Source organism: Bradyrhizobium sp. 157 (assembly GCF_023073815.1).
Lineage (GTDB): Bacteria > Pseudomonadota > Alphaproteobacteria > Rhizobiales > Xanthobacteraceae > Bradyrhizobium.
This window is the reverse complement of sequence record NZ_JADPKF010000005.1, coordinates 1-20,459: the sequence shown is the minus strand read 5'-3', so window position 1 is coordinate 20,459 and position 20,459 is coordinate 1. Positions and strand designations below refer to the sequence as shown.

At 62.6% G+C, this 20,459-nt stretch carries 20 protein-coding genes; 5 read left to right on the top strand and 15 right to left on the bottom strand.

The features are described from left to right. The first annotated feature begins 99 nt into the window (after positions 1-99). The gene (locus IVA95_RS00820; protein ID WP_247508825.1) at positions 100-885 is read left to right on the top strand and encodes a sulfite exporter TauE/SafE family protein; all 786 of its coding nucleotides are present in this window, start codon (positions 100-102) and stop codon (positions 883-885) included. Positions 886-915: 30 nt separating this feature from the next. After that, the gene (locus IVA95_RS00815) at positions 916-1,590 is read left to right on the top strand and encodes a DsbA family protein (protein ID WP_247508766.1); all 675 of its coding nucleotides are present in this window, start codon (positions 916-918) and stop codon (positions 1,588-1,590) included. Positions 1,591-1,660: 70 nt separating this feature from the next. Here the strand turns inward: IVA95_RS00815 and IVA95_RS00810 are convergent, their stop codons facing one another. From IVA95_RS00810 to IVA95_RS00775, 8 genes are all read right to left on the bottom strand, one after another. Continuing rightward, positions 1,661-1,867 carry a hypothetical protein gene (locus tag IVA95_RS00810; protein ID WP_247508765.1) on the bottom strand — a complete coding sequence of 69 codons (207 nt, stop codon included), beginning with the start codon at positions 1,865-1,867 and terminating at the stop codon, positions 1,661-1,663. A gap of 54 nt (positions 1,868-1,921) precedes the next feature. Next, complete coding sequence (locus tag IVA95_RS00805; protein ID WP_247508764.1) at positions 1,922-2,776, bottom strand: hypothetical protein; 855 nt, start codon at positions 2,774-2,776, stop codon at positions 1,922-1,924. An 8-nt stretch (positions 2,777-2,784) separates the two neighbouring features. Continuing rightward, a complete protein-coding gene (locus tag IVA95_RS00800; protein ID WP_247508763.1) occupies positions 2,785-4,125 on the bottom strand; it encodes a hypothetical protein in 1,341 nt (446 codons plus the stop codon). Between the two features lie 118 nt (positions 4,126-4,243). Further along, positions 4,244-5,317 carry a phospholipase gene (locus tag IVA95_RS00795; protein WP_247508762.1) on the bottom strand — a complete coding sequence of 358 codons (1,074 nt, stop codon included), beginning with the start codon at positions 5,315-5,317 and terminating at the stop codon, positions 4,244-4,246. Between the two features lie 32 nt (positions 5,318-5,349). Next, positions 5,350-6,321: a S1C family serine protease gene (locus tag IVA95_RS00790; protein ID WP_247508761.1), complete on the bottom strand. Its 972-nt coding sequence runs from the start codon at positions 6,319-6,321 to the stop codon at positions 5,350-5,352. 163 nt (positions 6,322-6,484) lie between these two features. Then, entirely contained in the window at positions 6,485-8,002 is a 1,518-nt protein-coding gene (locus IVA95_RS00785) for an AMP-binding protein (protein WP_247508760.1), read from the bottom strand. Between the two features lie 227 nt (positions 8,003-8,229). Beyond that, positions 8,230-8,547: a hypothetical protein gene (locus IVA95_RS00780; protein ID WP_247508759.1), complete on the bottom strand. Its 318-nt coding sequence runs from the start codon at positions 8,545-8,547 to the stop codon at positions 8,230-8,232. A 115-nt stretch (positions 8,548-8,662) separates the two neighbouring features. Then, positions 8,663-9,586, bottom strand: a complete 924-nt coding sequence (locus tag IVA95_RS00775; RefSeq protein ID WP_247508758.1) for a division plane positioning ATPase MipZ — start codon at positions 9,584-9,586, stop codon at positions 8,663-8,665. Positions 9,587-9,886: 300 nt separating this feature from the next. Between IVA95_RS00775 and groES the strand changes: the two genes are divergently transcribed. Continuing rightward, positions 9,887-10,201: a co-chaperone GroES gene (groES, locus tag IVA95_RS00770; protein ID WP_213246753.1), complete on the top strand. Its 315-nt coding sequence runs from the start codon at positions 9,887-9,889 to the stop codon at positions 10,199-10,201. A gap of 53 nt (positions 10,202-10,254) precedes the next feature. Continuing rightward, positions 10,255-11,895, top strand: coding sequence for a chaperonin GroEL (gene groL, locus IVA95_RS00765; RefSeq protein WP_247508757.1), 1,641 nt, complete (start codon positions 10,255-10,257; stop codon positions 11,893-11,895). A gap of 66 nt (positions 11,896-11,961) precedes the next feature. Here the strand turns inward: groL and IVA95_RS00760 are convergent, their stop codons facing one another. From IVA95_RS00760 to IVA95_RS00745, 4 genes are all read right to left on the bottom strand, one after another. Further along, complete coding sequence (locus tag IVA95_RS00760; protein WP_247508756.1) at positions 11,962-12,687, bottom strand: PEPxxWA-CTERM sorting domain-containing protein; 726 nt, start codon at positions 12,685-12,687, stop codon at positions 11,962-11,964. Positions 12,688-13,021: 334 nt separating this feature from the next. Beyond that, on the bottom strand, positions 13,022-13,579 hold the full coding sequence (locus IVA95_RS00755; protein WP_247508755.1) for an HNH endonuclease: 558 nt from the start codon (positions 13,577-13,579) through the stop codon (positions 13,022-13,024). A gap of 276 nt (positions 13,580-13,855) precedes the next feature. Then, positions 13,856-14,488: a LysE family transporter gene (locus IVA95_RS00750; RefSeq protein ID WP_213246761.1), complete on the bottom strand. Its 633-nt coding sequence runs from the start codon at positions 14,486-14,488 to the stop codon at positions 13,856-13,858. A gap of 32 nt (positions 14,489-14,520) precedes the next feature. Further along, positions 14,521-14,946, bottom strand: a complete 426-nt coding sequence (locus IVA95_RS00745; protein ID WP_247508754.1) for a nuclear transport factor 2 family protein — start codon at positions 14,944-14,946, stop codon at positions 14,521-14,523. 229 nt (positions 14,947-15,175) lie between these two features. Between IVA95_RS00745 and IVA95_RS00740 the strand changes: the two genes are divergently transcribed. Further along, complete coding sequence (locus IVA95_RS00740; protein ID WP_247508753.1) at positions 15,176-16,081, top strand: LysR family transcriptional regulator; 906 nt, start codon at positions 15,176-15,178, stop codon at positions 16,079-16,081. A 24-nt stretch (positions 16,082-16,105) separates the two neighbouring features. Here the strand turns inward: IVA95_RS00740 and IVA95_RS00735 are convergent, their stop codons facing one another. The 3 genes from IVA95_RS00735 to IVA95_RS00725 form a co-directional block, all read right to left on the bottom strand. After that, positions 16,106-17,074, bottom strand: coding sequence for a peptidyl-alpha-hydroxyglycine alpha-amidating lyase family protein (locus tag IVA95_RS00735; RefSeq protein WP_247508752.1), 969 nt, complete (start codon positions 17,072-17,074; stop codon positions 16,106-16,108). 124 nt (positions 17,075-17,198) lie between these two features. Further along, on the bottom strand, positions 17,199-18,986 hold the full coding sequence (locus IVA95_RS00730) for an NAD(P)/FAD-dependent oxidoreductase (RefSeq protein ID WP_247508751.1): 1,788 nt from the start codon (positions 18,984-18,986) through the stop codon (positions 17,199-17,201). 95 nt (positions 18,987-19,081) lie between these two features. Continuing rightward, the gene (locus tag IVA95_RS00725; protein ID WP_247508750.1) at positions 19,082-20,179 is read right to left on the bottom strand and encodes a DUF2855 family protein; all 1,098 of its coding nucleotides are present in this window, start codon (positions 20,177-20,179) and stop codon (positions 19,082-19,084) included. Positions 20,180-20,459: the final 280 nt, after the last annotated feature.

The following is a 20,459-nucleotide window of genomic DNA, read 5'->3' as shown; positions in this document are numbered from 1 at the left end:
TCGGCTGATGAGTATTGCAGTGCAGCTTTGTGCTGCGGCCATGGCGATCTGCAGAAAATCCTTCTATGGTCGTGCCGTGCAACAGAGTCTTTCAACTTGATCATCTCCACCGCGCAAGGCGTGCTGGGACTGGCGTCGGGGATGCTGGTCGGGTTCTCGCTCGGCCTGGTCGGCGGCGGCGGCTCGATACTCGCCGTGCCGCTGATGGTCTATGTGGTCGGCGTGGCGGAGCCTCATATGGCGATCGGCACCAGTGCGATCGCAGTGGCCGCCAACGCCGCGCTCAACCTGTCCAACCATGCGCGCGGCGGCACCGTGATCTGGTCCTGCGCGCTGATCTTTGCCGCGGCCGGCATGGCGGGCGCCTTCGGCGGCTCGATCCTCGGCAAGATGATGGACGGCCAGCGGCTATTGGCGCTGTTCGCGCTGGTGATGATCGTCATCGCGCTGTTGATGCTGAAGACGCGCTCGCGGATTGGCCTGCCTGACGTCAAGGTCTCGATGGCGAACATGCCGGCGATCGTCAGCCTCGGCCTCGCCACCGGAACGGTGTCGGGATTCTTCGGCATCGGCGGCGGATTTTTGATCGTGCCGGCCCTGATGCTGGCGACCGGCATGCCGATCATGAACGCGGTGTCCTCCTCGCTCGTCGCGGTCACCGCGTTCGGCCTGACCACGGCCGCCAGCTATGCCTGGTCCGGGCTAGTCTCATGGGCTTTGGCAGGACTGTTCGTGGCGGGCGGCCTTGCCGGCGGATTGGCCGGTACGCGCTCGGCGCGGCACCTCGCCGAGCGCCGCGGCGCGCTCAACATCGTGTTCGCCGTAGTCATTATTGCCGTGGCGCTCTATATGCTGGCGCGTAACATATCCCTATCTCAGCCGTAGACAGGAAATGCAGCCCTTCGCGAGACCCAGATGAAGCGATCGAATAATCCGGCCGGGACGATCCCGGGCCCGACGCGGCGCGAAGCGCTTGGCTTCCTTGGCGCAGGCGCTGCCCTGCTTGCAACCAGCGCCCCGTCACGTCCGGCGTTCGCGCAAGGCGATGACGTCCTGACCGAAGCCCTGGTGCTACGCGACCCCGACGCTCCCGCGACCGGCAATCTCGACGGCGACATCAACATCGTCGAATGGTTCGACTACAACTGTCCCTACTGCCGCAAGATCGCGCCGGAAATCCAGCAGGTGGTGCAGGACGACGGCAAGGTCCGCCTGGTGCTGAAGGACTGGCCGATCCTGGGCGACGTCTCAAAGTACGCGGCGCGGGTGGCGCTCGCCGCCAAGTATCAGGACAAGTACCTGCCGGCGCACGAGGCCTTGATCGGCGTCAGTTCAAGATTGACCGAACCGCGCATCCGCGAACTGGTGGCAGGCGCCGGCATCGATATGGACCGCCTCAACCGCGACCTCAGTTCGAATGCGAAGGCAATCGACACCATTCTCGCCCGGAACCACGATCAGGCGGTGGCATTCGGATTCAAGGGAACGCCGTCCTTCATCGTCGGCAAGTTCCGCGTGCCGGGCATCCTGACCATGGCGGAGTTCGAGATGGTGATTGCCGACGCGCGCAAGGCGAAGAAGAGCAATTAGCGCGCGTCAAAACGCCGTCGTTCGGGACGACGGCGTTTGAATATGTGACGATCTCGCGAATTATCAGGCATTATCGCGACGAGATCTTGACCCAATCGTCATGGGCGCGTGCTTTCAGCGCCTTCCAGTCGTCTGCCACGACATCCCAGTTGACGAGGGTGCGATTGGCCTGCGCGACCTGGCCGCTGGCGACGCTCGACGTCCGCATGGAATCGTAGACATAGACGCCGAAAACCAGCAGCAACGCGCCCAAAATCATTCCGACAAACGTCTGCATGCGATACCTCCGTGACCGGTCACTAACGCCGAGGTCGAGGTATGGTTCCCCGATCTACGATCGCACCTTCGGCGGCGCCGGGCGGGGCGCCGAGGCGGAAGGTGCCGTCCCTGTGGCCGTTGCCAGATTGAGCGACTTCAATTCATCGGGCTTGAACACGAAAAGCTTGTCGTGCGGCGTCTCCATCGCATGCACCCAGACTTGCAAGTTCACACCCATGCCGCCGAGATAGCGCTGGCACCGCGCCGAGATATTTTGCGCCACGTTCATCTCGTCGCGGGGCAGGCCGGCTGTGGTGCCGAGCGCCGCGACCTGATGCACGCCGACGATTGCCTTGTCGCCGACCCGGCGCTCGACGCCGCCGGCGAACACCAGCGGGCAGGATGAGGCGCAGTACTTGCCAGCCTCGATCTCGGTCGCGAAATTACGGTCTCGAATGAGCCGTCCCATCGCCAACGCATCGCTGACCGAACCACCCGGCGAATTCAGCACCACCGTCTTGATGTAGTCGCCGCGCTTGGCGACCTCGGCTGCAAACGCATCCGAAATCCCTGGCGTGATTGTGCCGGTCGCCATCAGCTTGCCGCCAGCCACCAGCTCGAAGTTCATCGGCTTGGCCATCGCGCCATCCGCTTGCGGCCGTGGCGTCAGGCGCTTGTCGTCGCCGGGCGCCAGCGGCGCCAGAATGGATGGCACCGCATCGGGAAGGTTCTGCGAAGGCGTGTCCTGCCTACGCTCGACGGCCGGATCGGTAGCGCCGATCCATCCATTCATACCGGCGAGATCGGCCGCCAGTACAGCAATCGTGATCGTGACGATGCTGCGGAAGATCCAGCGCAGGATCGCTTCGTCCGGATTGGCCGCAAGAAAGGCTTGAACGCGCTGTCGAAGCGTTGCGGATGGCTGCATGGCAATACCTACTTGGTATGCCGCGCCGACGATAGCGAGGTAACGTTTTCGTCCGTCTCCGTCGCCTGATCGGCCACAGCAACTTCCGCGGGGGCCTTGCTCCCGGCCTCACGTGGCGCCACGCGGCGCGCGTCCTCGACTTCGCGGGCCATCTGCAGGGCCGCGACCAGTTCGCCCGCGGTCATGTCAGAGGCGCTGAACGCGGGAAGGCCCTCGCGCCGGATCGCGGCGTGCACCACGCACAGGATCAAGACCAGCACCGCCGGCATCAAATCGATCGAGATCGCGCCGGCCCAACTCGGAATGAAATCGCCGGCGTAACGAAGCACGGCTTCGGCCGGCGACATGGTCTGGAATCGCGCCGGCTCGACCCGCGGCAAGGCCAGGATCTTGTCGGCCGCCTCGGCGAGCGAAGCCGCTTGCATCGCGATCGAGCTCTCGACCTTACCCACCACGGCAGTCTGCCGGTCGGCGAGATCGGCCGTGCGGCTGCCCGCGGCGGGCGCGATGAAGCCTGACGACAGCGACGCCGCGGCGCGCTTGACGGCGGGCGCCACCGAGGTCTGCTGCAGGTTGGCGATCACGCCGGACAGCGCCAAGGATTCGGTCGCAAACGCATCGCTGCGCGTCGAGATCGGCCCACGGTCGGAAATCAATTCGCGCATCTTCGCCAGATGCTTGCCGCCCTGCTCGAACAGTGCCGAGACGCGCTTGGCCGACGCCTGGACTTCCTGCCCGAGACTATCGAGCTGCCCGGACATCTGCGTCAGAAGCTGCACGACGGTGCCGGATCCGGCGGTGCCGGTCAGTGATCCCGCGCGCTCCGCGTCGGCCAGTTTCGCGAACCGCGAGGAGGCGAGCTGGATATCCGGCAACAGCCCTTGCGCGGCAATGGCGTTGCTGTTGGCGGTATCGAGGTCGCGGGTGTAGTTCTGCACGGTGATGGCGAGATGCTGCTGGATTGCGGCCGCGCCTGCCAGCGCCGAGGCGTTGAGCCAGGATGACATCGCCACGATCATCAGCGAGCCCAGCAGCATGCAGCCGAACATCAGGCCGCGGCCGGTGCGGTCCACCACGTGCGGCATGAACTGCATCAGGAATATCCAGAAGGCATAGATGCCGACCGATACGGCCACCGAATAGATCACCGCGGCGAAGAACACCGTGGTCGGGTTGCCATTGAGCAGTTCGCGGACGCCAAGATAAGTGTAGACGCCGGCGGCCAGCGCGAGGATCGCGGTCGTCAGCTTCAGCGTGACTTCGAGGCGGCTGACGCCTTTCGAAAGCAGCAGCGAATTGGAGGCACGCGCGGTAGGCAGTGGAGCGGCGAGGCCGGTGTTCGAGGGCATGACGTATCCTGTCGCGGTTCAATGAACCGGTCTGATCAACGCCCCCACGTTGTTGGCTAAGTTGTTCTGCTGATAGAGATAAATTCCGACCAGATTGTGTCGATGGCGTCGCCGGTGGTCAGGACTGGCCGTTCAGCCACTGCAAGATCTCGGCGTTCATCTCGCGCGGATAGGTGTGGCTGAGATCGTCGAGCTCGCGATAGATGACATTGGCACCCGCGGCAGACAGCGCTTGGGCAGTCTGCCGCGCCACCTGCACAGGAAACATCCAGTCGAGCCGGCCGTGCACGATGTGAACGGGCAGGCCACGCAGCCTGTCGGCATCGGCCATTTCGGCCATCAGCGGATGAAACGTTGCCGCGACCGGCGCGAGGTGGGTGAAGGGCGAGGCGCTCTCGAATCCCGTGACGTAGCAGAACGTGCCGCCGTCGCTCATCCCGGTCAGCAGCATCCGCCTGGGATCGACGTTCCAGCGCGAGCGCACGGCGTCAAGGATGCGCATCAGGTTCGGCGTGTCAGTGTCGTCGCCCATCAGTGCCCAGGTCGAGCCGGTCGCCGTTGGCGCGACCAGGATCGCGCCGCGGCTACGGGCGTCGCGCAGCCAACTCCACAGAAAGCCGCGGCCATTGCCGCTGCCGCCATGCAGTGCCATCACCAGCGGAAGCGCGCGATCGGGCGTATAGTATTCCGGCACGTATAGCGAGAAGCCGCCGCGGCTGCCGGGCTCGTTATGATCGTGAAAAATGCCGGTATTCGTATTGGCTGGCGCCGCGAGCCGTGCCGCGAGATCCGCCTCTCCCCGCAGCGAAGGATCGATGAAGAACTCGCTCACCGGCGGCAATTTCGACGACAGCGCATACAGTGCCTCCTGCGCGCGTGGCGCGTAACGCAGCGCACGGAACAGGCTGGTGAAATCGCCTTGGCCATTTTGGACGACGCGAAGACCCGCGAACGCGGCGAGTGCCGCATCGCTCGCCGTTTCCAGAGAGGTCTTGATATCTGCGAACTCCGCCGGCCATTCTGCGAGCTTCGACCGAACCGCGCGCAAGGCTTCGTCAGGCTGGCCTGCGGCCTGCATCACGCGGTCGAAATCGGGCGGGTTCAGGTAGCGCGCGACAAAGCCGAGGGCTTCCAGCGATTGCAATAGCGGCGGCAGCACGGCCACGATGTCGTCCACCACGGCCTCGCTCATCACGCCATCCCTTATTTCAATGCAGCCTCAATCTAGTGAAGTCTTGGCGCCTTCAATAGCTTGGCACGGTCGGTCGAGGCCAGCACCACGTCGAAGGTGAGGCCCTCGTGGTAGACCGTGAGCGGTACGTCGACGCCGGCACTGCCGAGCGACCAGAGCTTGCGATAGAAGCCGGTCTGGCTGGTGATCTTGTCGCCATTGACAGCGAGAATGACGTCGCCGGTCTTCAGTTCGGCGAGCGCCGCGGGTCCCTTGCCGGCGATGCCGACCACCACGACGCGGTTGTCGATTTCGGTCGTGAACATGCCGAGCCACGGTCGCGCCGGCTTGTTGACGCGGCCGAATTTCCTGATGTCGTCGAGTACCGGCTTCAACAGATCGATCGGCACGATCATGTTGACGTGCTCGGCCTTGCCCTCGCGCTCGCGTTCGAGCTGCAGCGAGCCAATGCCGATCAGTTCGCCGCGGCCCGAGATCAGCCCGGTGCCGCCCCAATTGGGATGCGCGGGATGGGTGAAGATCGCCTCATCCAGCAGATATTCCCAATAGCCCGCGAATTCCTGCTTGGCGGCGATCTGGCTGGCGACCGAGCGCGTGCGCCCGCCGGCGCCGCCGACCACGACGCGGTCGCCGATCGCAGCAGTGGCGGAAGAACCGAGCGGCAGCGGATCGAGGTCGAGGTCGCCGAGCGCTTGCACCAGGCCGAAGCCGGACTCGAAATCGAAGCCGAGCGCGTGGCCTTCCACCACCCGGCCGTCGCCGCGGTGCAGCCAGACGGCCTCCGCCTCGGTGATGAGGTAGCCGATCGTCAGCACCAGCCCGTCATCGATCACGACGCCATTGCCGGCGCGTTCGGTGCCGAGCGTCTCGGCGCTGAAGGCATCGGGTGGAATGATCGAATGCAGCCCGACCACCGACGACAAAGTCTTGTCGAGGTCGAAAGCGTAATCGCCCGGGCGCGGCTGGTTTGCGGGCGGCACTCTCCATTCGGTCAAAGAAGGCATGGATGGTCTCCTGGCGAACCGGCGCGCCTTTCGTGAGGGCGAAAGCGCGGGAATTCGTCACAATCTATGCTGCAAACGGCCGTCTTGAAAGTGTCCCCCAAAATGAGCCGGCATGCGACTCATAAGGGGGCAGATTCACAATGGTTCCAGGGCCAATTAAGGATCATTCCACGTTTGCCCGCGCACGGGCCGGCATGATCCGGAAATCGCGGTTCTCCTTCAGCCAGCCGGCGCGTTCGTCGCGCAGCAACGTGCGGCGAACCTTGCCGGAATCGTCGCGCAAGCCGATATGGACGGCCTCGAAACTTTCCGGATGCTTGTAGCGGCTGAGCCGGTCGGCCAGGAACGCAGCCATGCCGTCGGCGACGGCCTGCGCATCTGTGCCGCGGTCGAGTTCGAGGATGGCGTGCACGCGCTGCCCGAATTCGGCATCGGGCAAGCCAACCACGACGCATGAGCGCACATCGGGATGCGCCGATACCGCGGCCTCTACTTCGGCCGGATAGATGTTGGCGCCGCCGCGCAGGATCATGTCGGCGAGCCGGTCGCCGAGATAGAGATAGCCCTCTTCATCCAGCCTTCCGATATCGCCGAGCGATTCCCAGCCGTCCGGCCGGCGCTTCGGCTCGGCGCCGAGATAGTGATAGGTGGAACCGGGGCCATCATTGGGCAGGAAATAGATCTCGCCGGTCTCGCCGAGCGCTACATCGTTGCCGTCCTCGCCGATGACCCTTAGGCGGCAGGTGTCGCCGATCTTGCCGACCGAGCCCTTGTGCGCCAGCCATTCGGTGCCGGAGATGATCGTCGCGCCCTGTCGCTCGGTGCCGCCATAGAGCTCATAGATGCGCTCCGGCCCAAGCCACTCGATCCATTTTTCCTTGAGCCATGGCGGCATCGGAGCCGCCATGTGAAACACGATCTCCAGGCTGGAGAGGTCGTAGGAATTGCGCACCTCGCCGGGCAGCGCCCAGATCCGATGCATCATGGTCGGTACGAAATTGACCCATTGCACGCGGTTCTTCTCGATCAGCCGCAGCGTCTCCTCGGCGTCGAACTTGACGAGGCCGGTGACGCGGCCGCCGTTGAACAGCGCGGTGTGCGACACGATGAACGGCGCGTTGTGATAGAGCGGCCCGGGATTGAGCAGCGAGACGTTTTGCGGCATGCCGAGCGGGGAGGGGGCGGTCGTCTCCACTACCGCCGGCATGTGGTCGAGGATCACCTTGGGCCGCCCTGTCGAGCCGCCGCTGGTCATCGCCTTCCAGTAACGTGCTACCGGATTGGTTACCGGCTCGTCCGAAAAACCTTCGGGGACGAAATCGGCGGGCAGTGAATTCGGCGCGTTCCAGTCCGGCTGGCCGCCGACGACGAGCGAAGGCTTGAGGATGTCGAGCACGGCTGCGGCCTCGCCACGCGGCAATCGCCAGGTCAGCGATGTCGGCGTCGCGCCACATTTCCACACCGCAAAGGTCGTCTCGAAAAACACGTTGCTGTTGGACAAGCCGATGGCGACGAAATCGCCGGGCTTGACGCCCTTGGCGGCGAAGGCGCGGGCGCGTCGGTTGGCATTGCGCTCGAGCTGCTCCCAGGTGATGGCATCGGCGCCGTGACTGACCGCGATGGTGTCCTTCGGTTTCCGTTCGGCATACCAGCGTGGCACATCGGCGATGGGAATGAGCATGGGACGTTTCCGTTGGAGCGTTGATGCCGCTCTTGTGGTTGTGACGAGGCTGGCGCCTCAAAAAACTATCGTGACAGAATTAAGTGGCTGCGTGAAGGCGCAGCTTGCGTTCCAAGATTGCGCGCGCCGCCTAGTCCGGCCCAACCGCTCCTCAAGGAATTCGACGGACGCGAAAAGAAAAGGCCCCGCCTCGGCGGGGCCTCCTGCGCGGCGTCTAGGCGATCGGCTTACCAGTCGGAAACGGTATAGCCGACTTCCGTGGTGTAGCCGTAGGGTCCGTAGTCGAAAGGCAACGGCGCGCCAAACGCGGGGGCCGGCACATAGGCCCGACGGCTCACCACCACAGTGCGTGGCCGTACAATCGGCGGCGCCGCGACAACCGGCGCCGGTGCGACGTAAACGCTGCCGGGAGCCACTGCCACGGGATAGGGGTCGACGTATGAATCGAAATAGATTGCCTGCGCGGATGCACTGGTGATGCCAAGGGCCAACGAGCCGGCGATCGCCATGCCGGCCATCGAGCAAATGCGCGACTTATTTGTCATGTTCCGCAATCTCCTTTACTGCTTGTTACGGCTTCCAACGAACCCACACCGCGCACGGGCGTTCCGGTGCTCACGAAGTTTTTTGGGCGCAAGCCCCGTAGTGACGCTTCCCACCTTACGGACCGGCCAGGATATCGGTATCCAGCGCGCTATTGCGCGAAGCAAACCACTCGGCGCGAAGCGCCGCGCGGCGGCGACCGCGATCGTGGATTGGCAGCTTCAACCCCTCGATCAGGCCTTGAACCTCGCAGCGCGCGGGGAGACGAGATGCCTCCCCGTCGCTGTCGGGCATTGTCTCGCAGAGCTCGTCCAGCGCGGTGAGCCCACGGGGAAAAAGATCGCGATAGATCGCCCGCTCCTGAAGGCCAGTCATGGCCCGGAAACCTGCATTGAGGGCAAGTTCCTGCAAGCAGCCGCAAAGAACCGGGGCGGTAGATGATCGTTGCGGCGAAATGCGGTTGCGCACCACGACCCAATCGATGAGAGCGCCGTCAACCGGCCGGCGATGACGGCGTATCTCGCGCACCAACTCGCCGTAGTGGCCGACCCCGGTGACCGTCAACGTCACCGGATCGAGTGTCGCCAGCACGTCGAGGTCGAGAAAACTGTCGTTCAGCGGCGTCACCAGGGTGTCCGTGATCGAATGGGCGAGCCGCATCAGGTAGCTGTCATGCGGGGGCGTATCGATCACGACGAAGTCATGGCGATCCTCCGCGGCGGCAACGGCTCGCTGGAAATCGGAGAATTCGGCGGCCTCGTTTTCCTCCACCACCGGGCCTTCGACGCGTGCGATGCAGAAATGCGTCGGCAGTTCCAGATCGACCTGGCTCCGCCGCGCCCAACCGCGCCGGCTCTCGACGTAGTGGGTGAGGGTCCGTTGCCGGCCATCGAGGTCGATGGTTGCGACGCGCTGGCCGGCCTTCAGCAGCGCCACGGCGACGTGCATCGCGATTGTGGTTTTACCCGAGCCGCCCTTCTCGTTTCCGATCACGACGACATGCGGCGACGGGCGCAATTGATATGCAGGCGCGGTAAGCACGGTTGCGCCTCCACCAACCGTCGGTTGCTTTTCCAGCCTGCTCAGGACGGGCGCTCTGCAAAGGCGCGGCAGTCCTGTGCGGCAGGCAACGACATAACAGACGCGTGGAGCCGTTTGTTCCTGGAACGCCTGTAACCCCCGCTGCCGTCGATCATTTTTTTTGCAGGTCCCTTGAAGCGCAATTCTGAGCCACCTAGGTCGCATACTGCAGCCGCAGACTTCCGCCTGTCTGTCGCAGACTTCCGCCTGTCGATGGCTGCGATTCCCTGTCATCTCCACAAACAGCCGAGGAGGAGCGCAATGAAATTCCGTCCGCTTCACGATCGGGTAGTCGTCAAGCGCATTGAGGCCGAGGAAAAGACTGCCGGAGGCATCATCATCCCCGATACCGCCAAGGAGAAGCCGCAACAGGGGGAGGTCGTGGCGGTCGGGCCCGGCGGGCGTGACGAGGCCGGCAAGCTCGTTCCGATCGACCTTCAGGTGGGCGATCGCGTGCTGTTCGGCAAATGGTCGGGCACCGAGGTCAAGATCGACGACACCGAGTATTTGATCATGAAAGAGAACGACATCATGGGCGTGCTGGTGGAGTCCGGCGCCAGTCGCAAGGCCGCTTGAAAGCCCGCCCGATGTAATGGGTAACCGATGAACAGTATCTTAGGAGCAAGACCATGGCTGCCAAGGAAGTCAAATTTTCGGTCGATGCCCGCGAGAAGATGCTGCGCGGCGTCGACATTCTTGCCAATGCGGTGAAAGTAACGCTCGGACCGAAAGGCCGAAACGTCGTTCTCGAAAAGTCGTTCGGCGCGCCACGCATCACCAAGGATGGTGTAACGGTCGCGAAAGAGATCGAGCTCGAAGACAAGTTCGAGAACATGGGCGCCCAGATGGTGCGCGAGGTGGCGTCGAAGACATCGGATCGAGTTGGCGACGGCACCACGACCGCCACTGTGCTCGCCCAGGCGATCGTGAAAGAGGGCGCGAAGGCCGTCGCCGCAGGCGTGAATCCGATGGACCTCAAGCGGGGTATCGACCGCGCTATCGAAGCCCTGATAGGCGATATCGAGAAGAACTCGAAAAAGGTCACCTCGAACGACGAGATCGCGCAGGTTGCAACCATTTCGGCCAATGGCGATGCCGAGATCGGCCGCTTCCTGGCCGACGCCATGAAGAAGGTCGGTAACGACGGCGTAATTACGGTCGAGGAGGCGAAGTCGTTGCAGACCGAACTCGAGGTGGTCGAGGGCATGCAGTTCGACCGCGGCTACATCTCGCCCTACTTCATCACCAACGCCGAGAAGATGCGGGTCGAGCTCGAAGACCCCTACATTCTGATCCACGAAAAGAAGCTGTCCGGTCTGCAGCCAATGCTGCCGCTGCTCGAATCGATCGTGCAGTCAGGCAAGCCGCTGCTCATTATCGCCGAGGACGTGGAGGGGGAGGCGCTCGCCACTCTCGTCGTGAACAGGCTGCGTGGCGGATTGAAAGTCGCGGCGGTGAAAGCGCCCGGCTTCGGCGATCGTCGCAAGGCGATGCTCCAGGATATCGCCATCCTTACCGGCGGCACCATGATATCCGAGGATCTCGGTATCAAGCTGGAGAGCGTGACCATCAAGATGCTCGGCCACGCCAAGCATGTGAGGATCGATAAGGAAAATACCACGATCGTCAACGGCGGCGGCAAGAAGGCCGACATTGAAGCTCGCATTACCCAGATCAAGGCCGAGATCGAGGAGACGACCTCCGACTACGATCGTGAGAAACTTCAGGAGCGGCTCGCCAAGCTCGCGGGCGGTGTCGCGGTGATCCGTGTCGGTGGGGCGACCGAAGTGGAGGTGAAGGAACGCAAGGACCGCGTCGACGACGCGCTGCATGCGACCCGCGCGGCAGTCGAGGAAGGCATTCTGCCCGGCGGCGGTGTTCCCCTGCTCCGCGCCATCAAGGCGCTCGACAGACTGAAACCAGCCAACGAGGACGAGCGCTTTGGCGTCGACATCGTCAAGAAAGCGCTTTCGTGGCCGACCCGCCAGATCGCGATCAACGCGGGCGAGGATGGTTCGCTGGTGGTCGGACAGATCCTGGACAAGGATACATACGCCTTCGGATTTGATGCCCAGACCGGCGAGTTCGGCAACCTCATGTCAAAGGGAATTATTGATCCGACCAAGGTGGTGCGCACGGCGCTCGAGGACGCGGCATCGGTGGCGGGCCTGCTTGTCACCACGGAGGCAATGGTGGCTGAACTTCCGAAGAAGAAAGCCTCGCCGACGGCTCCGGGCGCGAGCATGGCCGATATGGATTATCAGATCTAACTCGGGAGTGATTGGCGCGTCTTCGACCGCGCCAATCACCGTTTTGTCGGCGGTGGGTGCCTCCGATCAGGCGACCATCAATGCTGGCCTTGACTTCCGGCGGTAGGCCATAAAGCCAACAGCAGCGAAGCCCAATATCATCATCGCCCAGGTCGCGGGCTCCGGCACGGCCGCGATGCTCACGTCATCCAAGCCAATGTAGGAGGGGCCGTTGACTTCGTTGAAGCTGATCGTGTTGGAGGTACCGTCCGCGATAAAGTTGAATGCGAACCGAATCCATGTGGAGGACTCGTTCGTGGAGGGGGCCGTCACGCTCTCCGACAACGGGATCGTATTGGACGTCCCGTCGGTAATATTAACGTTGAGCCCTGCAGGACCATTGTTAGCGCTGTAGTTACCAACCCAGAAGCTAAGTTGATACTGCTGAAATGCGAGAAGATTGATCGTCTGACTTATCCTTATAGTGTTTACGGTGCCATCGGCCAAGTTAACGCCGAAATTTCCTGTGCGCGGGGTCAGCACGATCTGCTGAGGGTTGTTGTTCCATCCGCTCGCATACCAAGTCAGGGGCGCGTCGCTGACTGTCCAGCCTGAAAGCCCGCTCTCTCCGGGCTGAATTTGCTGAGCGAGAGAATTTCCTCCAGTGAACGTTCCCAGCTCAAAGCTGCCGTTCAGGACGAGACCTGCCGCTGCAGGGCCGGTCCAGATGATTGCACATGCCGCGACAAGAATGGCGATCGAACGGCTCGAACCAAACAGAGAATTTGTCCTGACGGAAGAAAGCCTATCCACATCAAATCTCCTTTTTAAGAAAACGGGTCAGCCGGCCATTCGTACAGGTTTTGACTTCCGCCGATATGCAGCAACCCCATTCCCTCAAATCCAGATCAGGAGCATCGCCCAGGTGGAAGGCTTGCGAGTGGCGGCACTGCATCGAAGGGAGCCCATCAGGTGGGCGTCAAAAAAATGTGAAAAATGGTAAGCCGGCAGCTTGGAGGAGGGCTGGAGGACATTCTCGGGATGAATATCCGAGAAGTCCATGTAAGGGGAGCGGCCGCAAGAAGCCTGTGCTTTCGGCCACGCGAAACTGTCTTATGAGGGAGCGACAACAGCCCGCGGAGGGCTGCTACGGATCGAGCTCGGTGTCCCAGTATAAATAATCAAGCCAGCTATCGTGCAGATAGTTCGGCGGAAACAATCGCCCGTTGCGATGCAACTGGTGCACCGTCGGTGCGAACGGCGCTTGCTTCGGAAACATCTTCGCCTGCTGCGGGGTCAGATTGCCCTTGCGCAGGTTACATGGCGAGCACGCCGCGACGACGTTCTCCCAGGTGGTCTGGCCGCCCTTGCTGCGCGGGATGATGTGATCGAAGGTGAGGTCATCGTGCGCGTTGCAGTACTGGCAGACGAAGCGGTCGCGCAGGAAGACGTTGAAGCGGGTGAAGGCGGGATGCGTGGTCGGCTTGACGAAGGATTTGAGCGACACCACGCTCGGGAGCTGGATCTCGAAGCTCGGGCTGTGCACCGCGCGGTCGTAGTGCTCGACGATGTTGACGCGATCGAGAAACACCGCCTTGATCGCGTCCTGCCACGACCAGAGAGACAGCGGGTAATAACTCAGCGGCCGGAAATCCGCGTTCAGCACCAGTACCGGCCAACCGCCCTGCGAGACATGTGCGTTCAAGTAACGCTCCTGACCCCCATGTTAGCTGCGAAGCAGCGTGTGCCTTGCATACTACAGGCAGCGTGACGGGATTGTGAAGAGCGTTCCGGGGCTTATCCAGCCGGAGCAATGCGTGATTCTGCGCCTGGCGCTGGAAAAAGCCTGGGTTCCTGACCCCCGCCATGCCTGATGTTTGCGGTCAACCCATCGTGATAGGAGGCCCGGTCCGACGGGGAGACACGCATTTGCGATGACTTCATGCGGGAAATGGCGAAGGTGGGTACGTTGCGCTGACGTCTACGGCTTGGCGGCGCTGGTCATGAGCTTCAAGCCGAGACCGAACATGACGGCACCGGCCGCGCGATCGACCCAGGATTTGTACGACAGATAAGCCCGTTGTGGCCCGGACGACGAGAAGAGAACGGCGACCAACGCATACCAGGCGGACTCGACAAAAAACACAGCGGCAAGCAGCGCGGCCGCGAACCCCAGCGAAAAGGACGCAGGGAGGAAAGCGGCGAAGACGCTCGCATAGACGATGGCCGTCTTCGGGTTGCTCACCTGCGTGGTGACGCCCAGCCAGAACGCGCGGAAGGGCCGCGAGCTGGCCTCGCCGCCGGCTGCAACCGTCGTGACAGGCTGCCGCGCAGATCTGAAGATGAGAAAGCCGAGGTAACAGAGATACAGGCCTCCCAGCACCCGGAGGCCTGTATAGAGCACCGGTACAGCCAGCAGGATGCTCTGCAGCCCGAGCAGCGCCACCGCGCCGAAAATGGCGCCGCCTGCGCCCATGCCCAAAGCTGTGGCAAGCGCCCGAATTCTGCTTGATGCGACAGCGACGCGCGCGACCATTACGAAGCTGGGGCCGGGGCTGATCACTCCAACGCTGAGCGCGGCGACGATGCTGGCGAGTGCGGCAAGTTCCTGCATGGCTATTTGTCCGGTGTGGCTGTGTGGCGCGACTATTCAGTGTGCGGTGGAGCTTCGACCGCCCAGCCCGGATCGGCACCGAAAGGGTGATCCATGAAGAACACCCAGGTGCCGTCGGGCATCCGACGGTGAACCTCCATACCATGGTGATGCACCTCGGTGCGCTTGCCGTTTTCGTCGGTGCCCCTGATCAGCCACTGCGACCGCGTCATCGCGAAGTCGCCGGAAACCGTCGTGTGATGGGTCACGACATCCATGTGCGGCTTCAATCCGACATAGGCCGCCATCGTCTTGCGGATGCCATCGGCGCCGCGCGCGACGCTGCTGCCGCCATGGACCTCGTCGACCTGAACGATCGAGGCGTCGGGGTGGTACATCGCTGCCGCGGCGTCGACGTCCTGGGCATTGAACGCGCGTGCCAGCCAGAGATTGCAAAGTTCGGGGGACGGAGCACCCATTTCTCGGACTCCCATGTGTTGAAGGTTGATCGATGCGAGGAGGCAGTGGCCTCACGCTCCGGCGCAAGGCCGGACCGGTGTCACCTTAAGTTCCTCATCTCGCTTTCCGTTGCGGTAGATAATATCTGGCGCAGTGGAAAGCACGTTGGGAATACGCCAGGGTCACTTGCGAAACTGCAAGCGGCGCTTACGTCATGCGCCAATGGAGGACTGGAACGAGCCCCAACTCGTGTTGGCGGTGCATCGGGCAAGTAGCCTCACCGGCGCCGCCAAAGCGCTTGATATCGATCATTCGACCGCGTTTCGGTGCCTGAATGCCTTGGAAACGCGACTCGGCGTGCGTCTGTTCGAGCGGCTTCCCGGCGGAGCGTATCAAGCGACGCCGGCCGGCGAGCGGATGGCGGCAGCGGCTGAGCGGATGGAAGATGAGGCGCTCGCCATCGATCGCGACATTGCGGGCCGGGACCACCGTCCCTCCGGCCGCCTGCGCGTAACATCCTCGGAAACGCTGGCATATCGAAAGCTGACCAGCCATCTCGCCGCGTTCCGGCGAACCCATCCCGGTATCGTCGTCGAGCTCGTGGTCGACAACCGCGTCCTCAATCTCTCGCGCCGCGAGGCTGATATCGCGCTTCGTCCGATGCGGCCGAAGGAAGGCGATCTCTGGGGCCGCAAGCTCGCCGATGTCGCGTGGACCATCTACGGTGCGACGGGCTATCTCGATGAAACAGGCGGAGCCTTTTCATCCCCGCAAGATCTCGGCCGTCACGCCCTGATCGGATGGGAAGAAACGGCTGTCGGCATCATGGCTGCCGACTGGCTCAATCGAACGGTGCCGGGTGACGCCTTCGTCTACCGGACCAACAGTCTCGTCAATCAGTTCATCGCCGCGAAGGCCGGCATCGGCCTTGCGCTGCTGCCCTGCTATCTCGGTGACGAGGATCGCGATCTCGCCCGCGCGCTGCCCGATCCGGTGCCGGATTTGGTTGGTGAATTGTGGATCGTGACCCACGCCGATCTGAAGAGGACGGCGCGCGTGCGTGCCTTCTTCGATATTGTCGGAGAAGGCTTGGCGCGTGAGCACTGCCTGTTTGACGGAGGCGGCCGGTCCCGCGCTGCCGGCTTCGAATCGTAGCAAGGCTTTGCCGTTAGCAACGGTCTAAATCTTCTCCAGCTTCTGCAGGCAGCGCGCTACCCCGACCTCCGGCGGCATCGGCGTGTCCGGAAAGCTGGTCTTCCAGTCGGTGACGCCGACCTCGCCGATATAGATGTCGCCCCTGGAATCCAGCGCGATGCCGTGGGGCGCGAGGAATTTGCCGGCCTCCAGCCCCGGCCCGTTTTCGCCGCCGAGCCGGGCGATGCGTTTGCCTTTTGAATCCACGATCGAGAGCCGCGGGCCGAGATTGGGCACCTTGCGGTTCACAGCCATGCCGGGCCCGAGCTCGCCGACGATGAAGGTCGGCTGCTTGCCGCCGCAGCAGCACAGCGCGCATGGCCGGTGCAGATAGTTCCACTGCGTCTCGTATTTGCCATTGCCGTCGAACACCTGCACGCGATGGTTCTCGCGGTCGGCGACATAGACCCAGCCATCGGAATCGGTTGCGATGTTGTGGACGATGTTGAACTGGCCGGGATCGGTGCCGGGCTCGCCCCAAGTCTTGAGCAGCTTTCCATCCGGCGAATATTTGTGGACGCAGGCATTGCCGTAGCCGTCCGAGACGTAGATGTCGCCCTTCGGCGACAGCGCCGTATGGGTGCAGCGGTGAAACGGCTCACCGCTCATGAACGGCGCGGGCTTGTTCGGGATGCCGATGGTCAGCAGCACCTTGCCGTCTGTGGTGCACTTGCGCACGGTGTGGTCGCCGTCGTCGGTGCAATACAGATTGTTGTCGGCATCGATGTGCAAGCCGTGCGCGCGGTTGAACAGCCCTTCGCCCCAGCTCTTGATGAAATTGCCCTCGCGGTCCAGCACCACCATCGGATGGGCGCCGCGGTTAAAGACGTAAATGCGGTCCTTGCTGTCGACGGCGACGGAGGCGACGTCGGTCAGGCTCCAGCCGTCCGGCAGCTTCGCCCAGTTCTCCACCACGCGGAATCGATGCTCGCCCGAGCCTAGGATGGTTGGCATGTGTGTTCTTCCCGTTGTTTTGGCCATTCCGGGGCGTGCGAAGCACGAGCCCGGAATCTCGAGATTCTCAGGTGCGCAATTGCGCACCACAGTTCGCTTCGCGCCGCGGAATGACGTGTTCCTTTCACGCCATTGTTGCCCGTGGCCCGACGCCGCGCGGCAACAGCCCTTCCTCAATCGCCTTGATCTGCAGCGCCAGATGTTTGGAGCCGATGCGGCATTGCGCGAGGCCGCCAGCGATGAACCACAGGCCGGGCTGGCCGGTCCGCTTATACATGTTGCGCAGTTCCTGCTCCGCGCCAAATCCCCAGATCGTGCCGACGCGCTTCTCGACCGCCTCGCCGAACAGTTTTCGCACCAGCTCTTCCTGGCGCTTGTAGCCCGTCGCCAGCACCACGAGATCGGCGGCGATGGTCTCGCCGTCCTTCATCCTGGCGCCTGCGGCCGCAAACGTGTCGAGATCGGAAAATTGCTTCAGCGCGATATCGCCTTTGACAATAAGATCGGAGCAGCCGACGTTGAAATAATAGCCGCCGCCACGTGTGAGATATTTGAACTGCCAGCCGGTATTGTCCTCGCCGAAATCGAGCTTGAAGCCGACGCGTTCGAGATCGTCGAGCAACTCCCTGTCGAGCGCCTTGGATTTTTCCGCCGTCATCGCATGGCTCTTGCGTGCCAGCTTCAGCGGCATCGAGGTTGTGATCAGGTCGTTGTCCTCCAGCGTGCCTTCATTGTAAGGCGCGTAGACCAGTTGCGCCGACGGCTCGATGCTGACGACCAGCGTCGAAGAGCGCTGGAATAGCGTGACTTTTGCGCCGCTGGAATGCAGGTCCTGCGCGATGTCGTGGCCGCTGTTGCCGGTGCCGATCACGATGGCGCGCTTGCCCTTCCAGTTCTCACCGTCGTCATACTGGCTGGAATGCACCACCTTGCCGGCGAAATCTTTTAATCCCGGAATGTCAGGCACGCTCGGAATGCCGCTGACGCCGGTCGCCAGCACGACATGGCGTGGATGCATGCTGCGCTTAGCTCCGTCGGCGCAGCGCAGCGTCACCATCCAGCGGCCTTCCGTCTCGTCATAGCTGCCGCCCTCGAATTCGGTCTCGGTCCAAAAATTCAGCTCCATGGCCTCAACATAGGCTTCGAACCAGTTGGCGAGCTTGTCCTTCGGAATGTAGGTCGGCCAGTTCGGCGGGAAGGGCATGTAGGGCAGGTGATTGACCTGCACCTGGTTATGCAGCGTCAGCGCGTGATAGCGCTTGCGCCAATTGTCGCCGATGCGCTTTTCGCGATCGACGATCAGCGTATCGACGCTCAACTGCTTCAGCCGCGCGGCGATCGACAGCCCGGATTGTCCGCCGCCAATGACGAGAACGGTGGGATCGTGGTCTGCATATTCAGCCGACGCCTTGCGTAGGTCGAGCCAGTTCGGCCCGCGAAAGTCCCGCGAATAGGCGTTGCCGCGCGGGCGATTGACGCCGAGCTGTTCCTCAAAACCCTTGAGTTCGCCAAGCTCGGTGAGCAGCGTCCAGGCCTTCAGGCTGTTGCCGTCGTCAGCGTCGGGAATGAGACGGATAATGCCGCTGCCGCGCCCGACCCTGGTTTCGAACTTGAAGATCGCCTCGATCGCGTCGGTGCCCGCGCGCATCACCCTGCGCGGGGCGGCGCGATCGGGATCGACGCCGAAGCCGCTGGGCGCGGCGTTGCGAGCGAGAGGGGGAAGCGCCTTCAGTATGGCGTCTCTGCCGTTAAGCGTCTGGATGTTCCAGCTCAGCGCCAGCACATCGCGCCAATAGCTGTCGGGATGGAACAGCTGATACAGCAGGGCTTCATCGGGCTTTCCGAGCGCTTCCTCAAACTGCGCAAGCCAAGTGTCGGCGGCTACCGAACTGTCGTCCGTCCTGTCGAGCATGGGCGTTTCCATCACCAGCCGTCTTCGCGGCGTTTTCCTGTGGGCGAACCTATACCTATTCCAGACGGCGCGGAAATGGCGGGAGAAGATGCCGCCTATTCCGATAGAGAGAGGATCAGCCCCTGATCCGGCGGCACGCGGCCGTTGAGGGTATCGAGATAGGCGCGTTGGACCGCCGCGGGCCCATGGCTCTCGATCACCTTCATCCAACGTTCCAGGTTCGGCACGAAGCCGGACCACGCGGCGCCGAACCGCGTGTCGACGCCCCCCGGTCCCCACTCCTTGGCGCGCTTGCGGATTTGGTCGGGCGCGAAGAAGAATTGCGGCTTGGCGCCCGGCAGTGCCTGCGCCGGTTCATCAGGCGATGACTTGCGATGCGTGAGCCCAATGATTCCGCTGTATTTCATTTGCTCGCCGAAGTGCCGGTGCAGCGTGGCGCGTAACGGGCTGTTGCCGGCCATGTCGACATAGGCGACCGCGGAATCCGTCGGCAGCGAGATTACGTTTTCATAGGTCACGACCTCGTCGTAGCAGCCGAGCGATTTGACGAAGGACGTATTGCCCGGCGAGGTCAACCCGATCACCTTGATGCCGTTACCTCTTGCATGCAGAAGGTGCGCCAGGCCGTAGGCGGTCTTGCTGGAAGCCGACGACAGCATCACGCTTTTCGCACCATGGAATTCATTCTCGGCGAGAAAGTCGTCGACCATGAACGACAGCATGAACAAGGGGCGCAGCAGCGCCTGATAATCGCCGTGCTTGCCCGCAAACGCCGGATCGCCGCTGACGCGGGCATAGGCATTGTAAACCGGCGCCACGCCTTGCCGGTGCGCGGCGGCGTCGCGCAGGCCACGCTTGGAGACGTCGGCGGCTTCGATCACGAGATGTGTCGACATCGGGAAATAGCCGAACAGGGTTTCGCCAACGGCAATCCCGGGATGTTTCGAGGCGATCACCTCGCCAAATCCCCACACCGGAACGTTGCCGAAACCTTCGGGCGCCGGAAACAATTGCCAATATTTTAGATGATCGCCGAGCACGGCATAGGTGATGTTGTTGGCGGTGAAGGCGAAGCGCGTCACCTTCACGAGCAATGTCTCGTCAGGCAGCGCGGCCGCGTCGGGCAGTTGCGTCTCGATCACCTTGCATTGTTGCAGATCGTTGCGGGCGACGACGAAGTCGGTTGATTGCATGTTTCGATCCCTGCGCTTCACATGCAGCAATCTTTGCGCCGTCCGATGACTGTTTTGCAACAGCAATGATGTTTAAAACGCTGTTTGGATTGGTCTCGGAATGTCCCCCTCGTCATCGCGAGGAGCGTAGCGACGAGGCAATCCATCTATCCCCGCGCGGAGGAATGGATTGCTTCGCTCCGCTCGCAATTGTGCATGTTCACTAATTCGCTGATTGGATCGCTCCACTGGAGGACGATCCAATGCGCGATAACAGCTACGACCGGACGATTGAACGCAA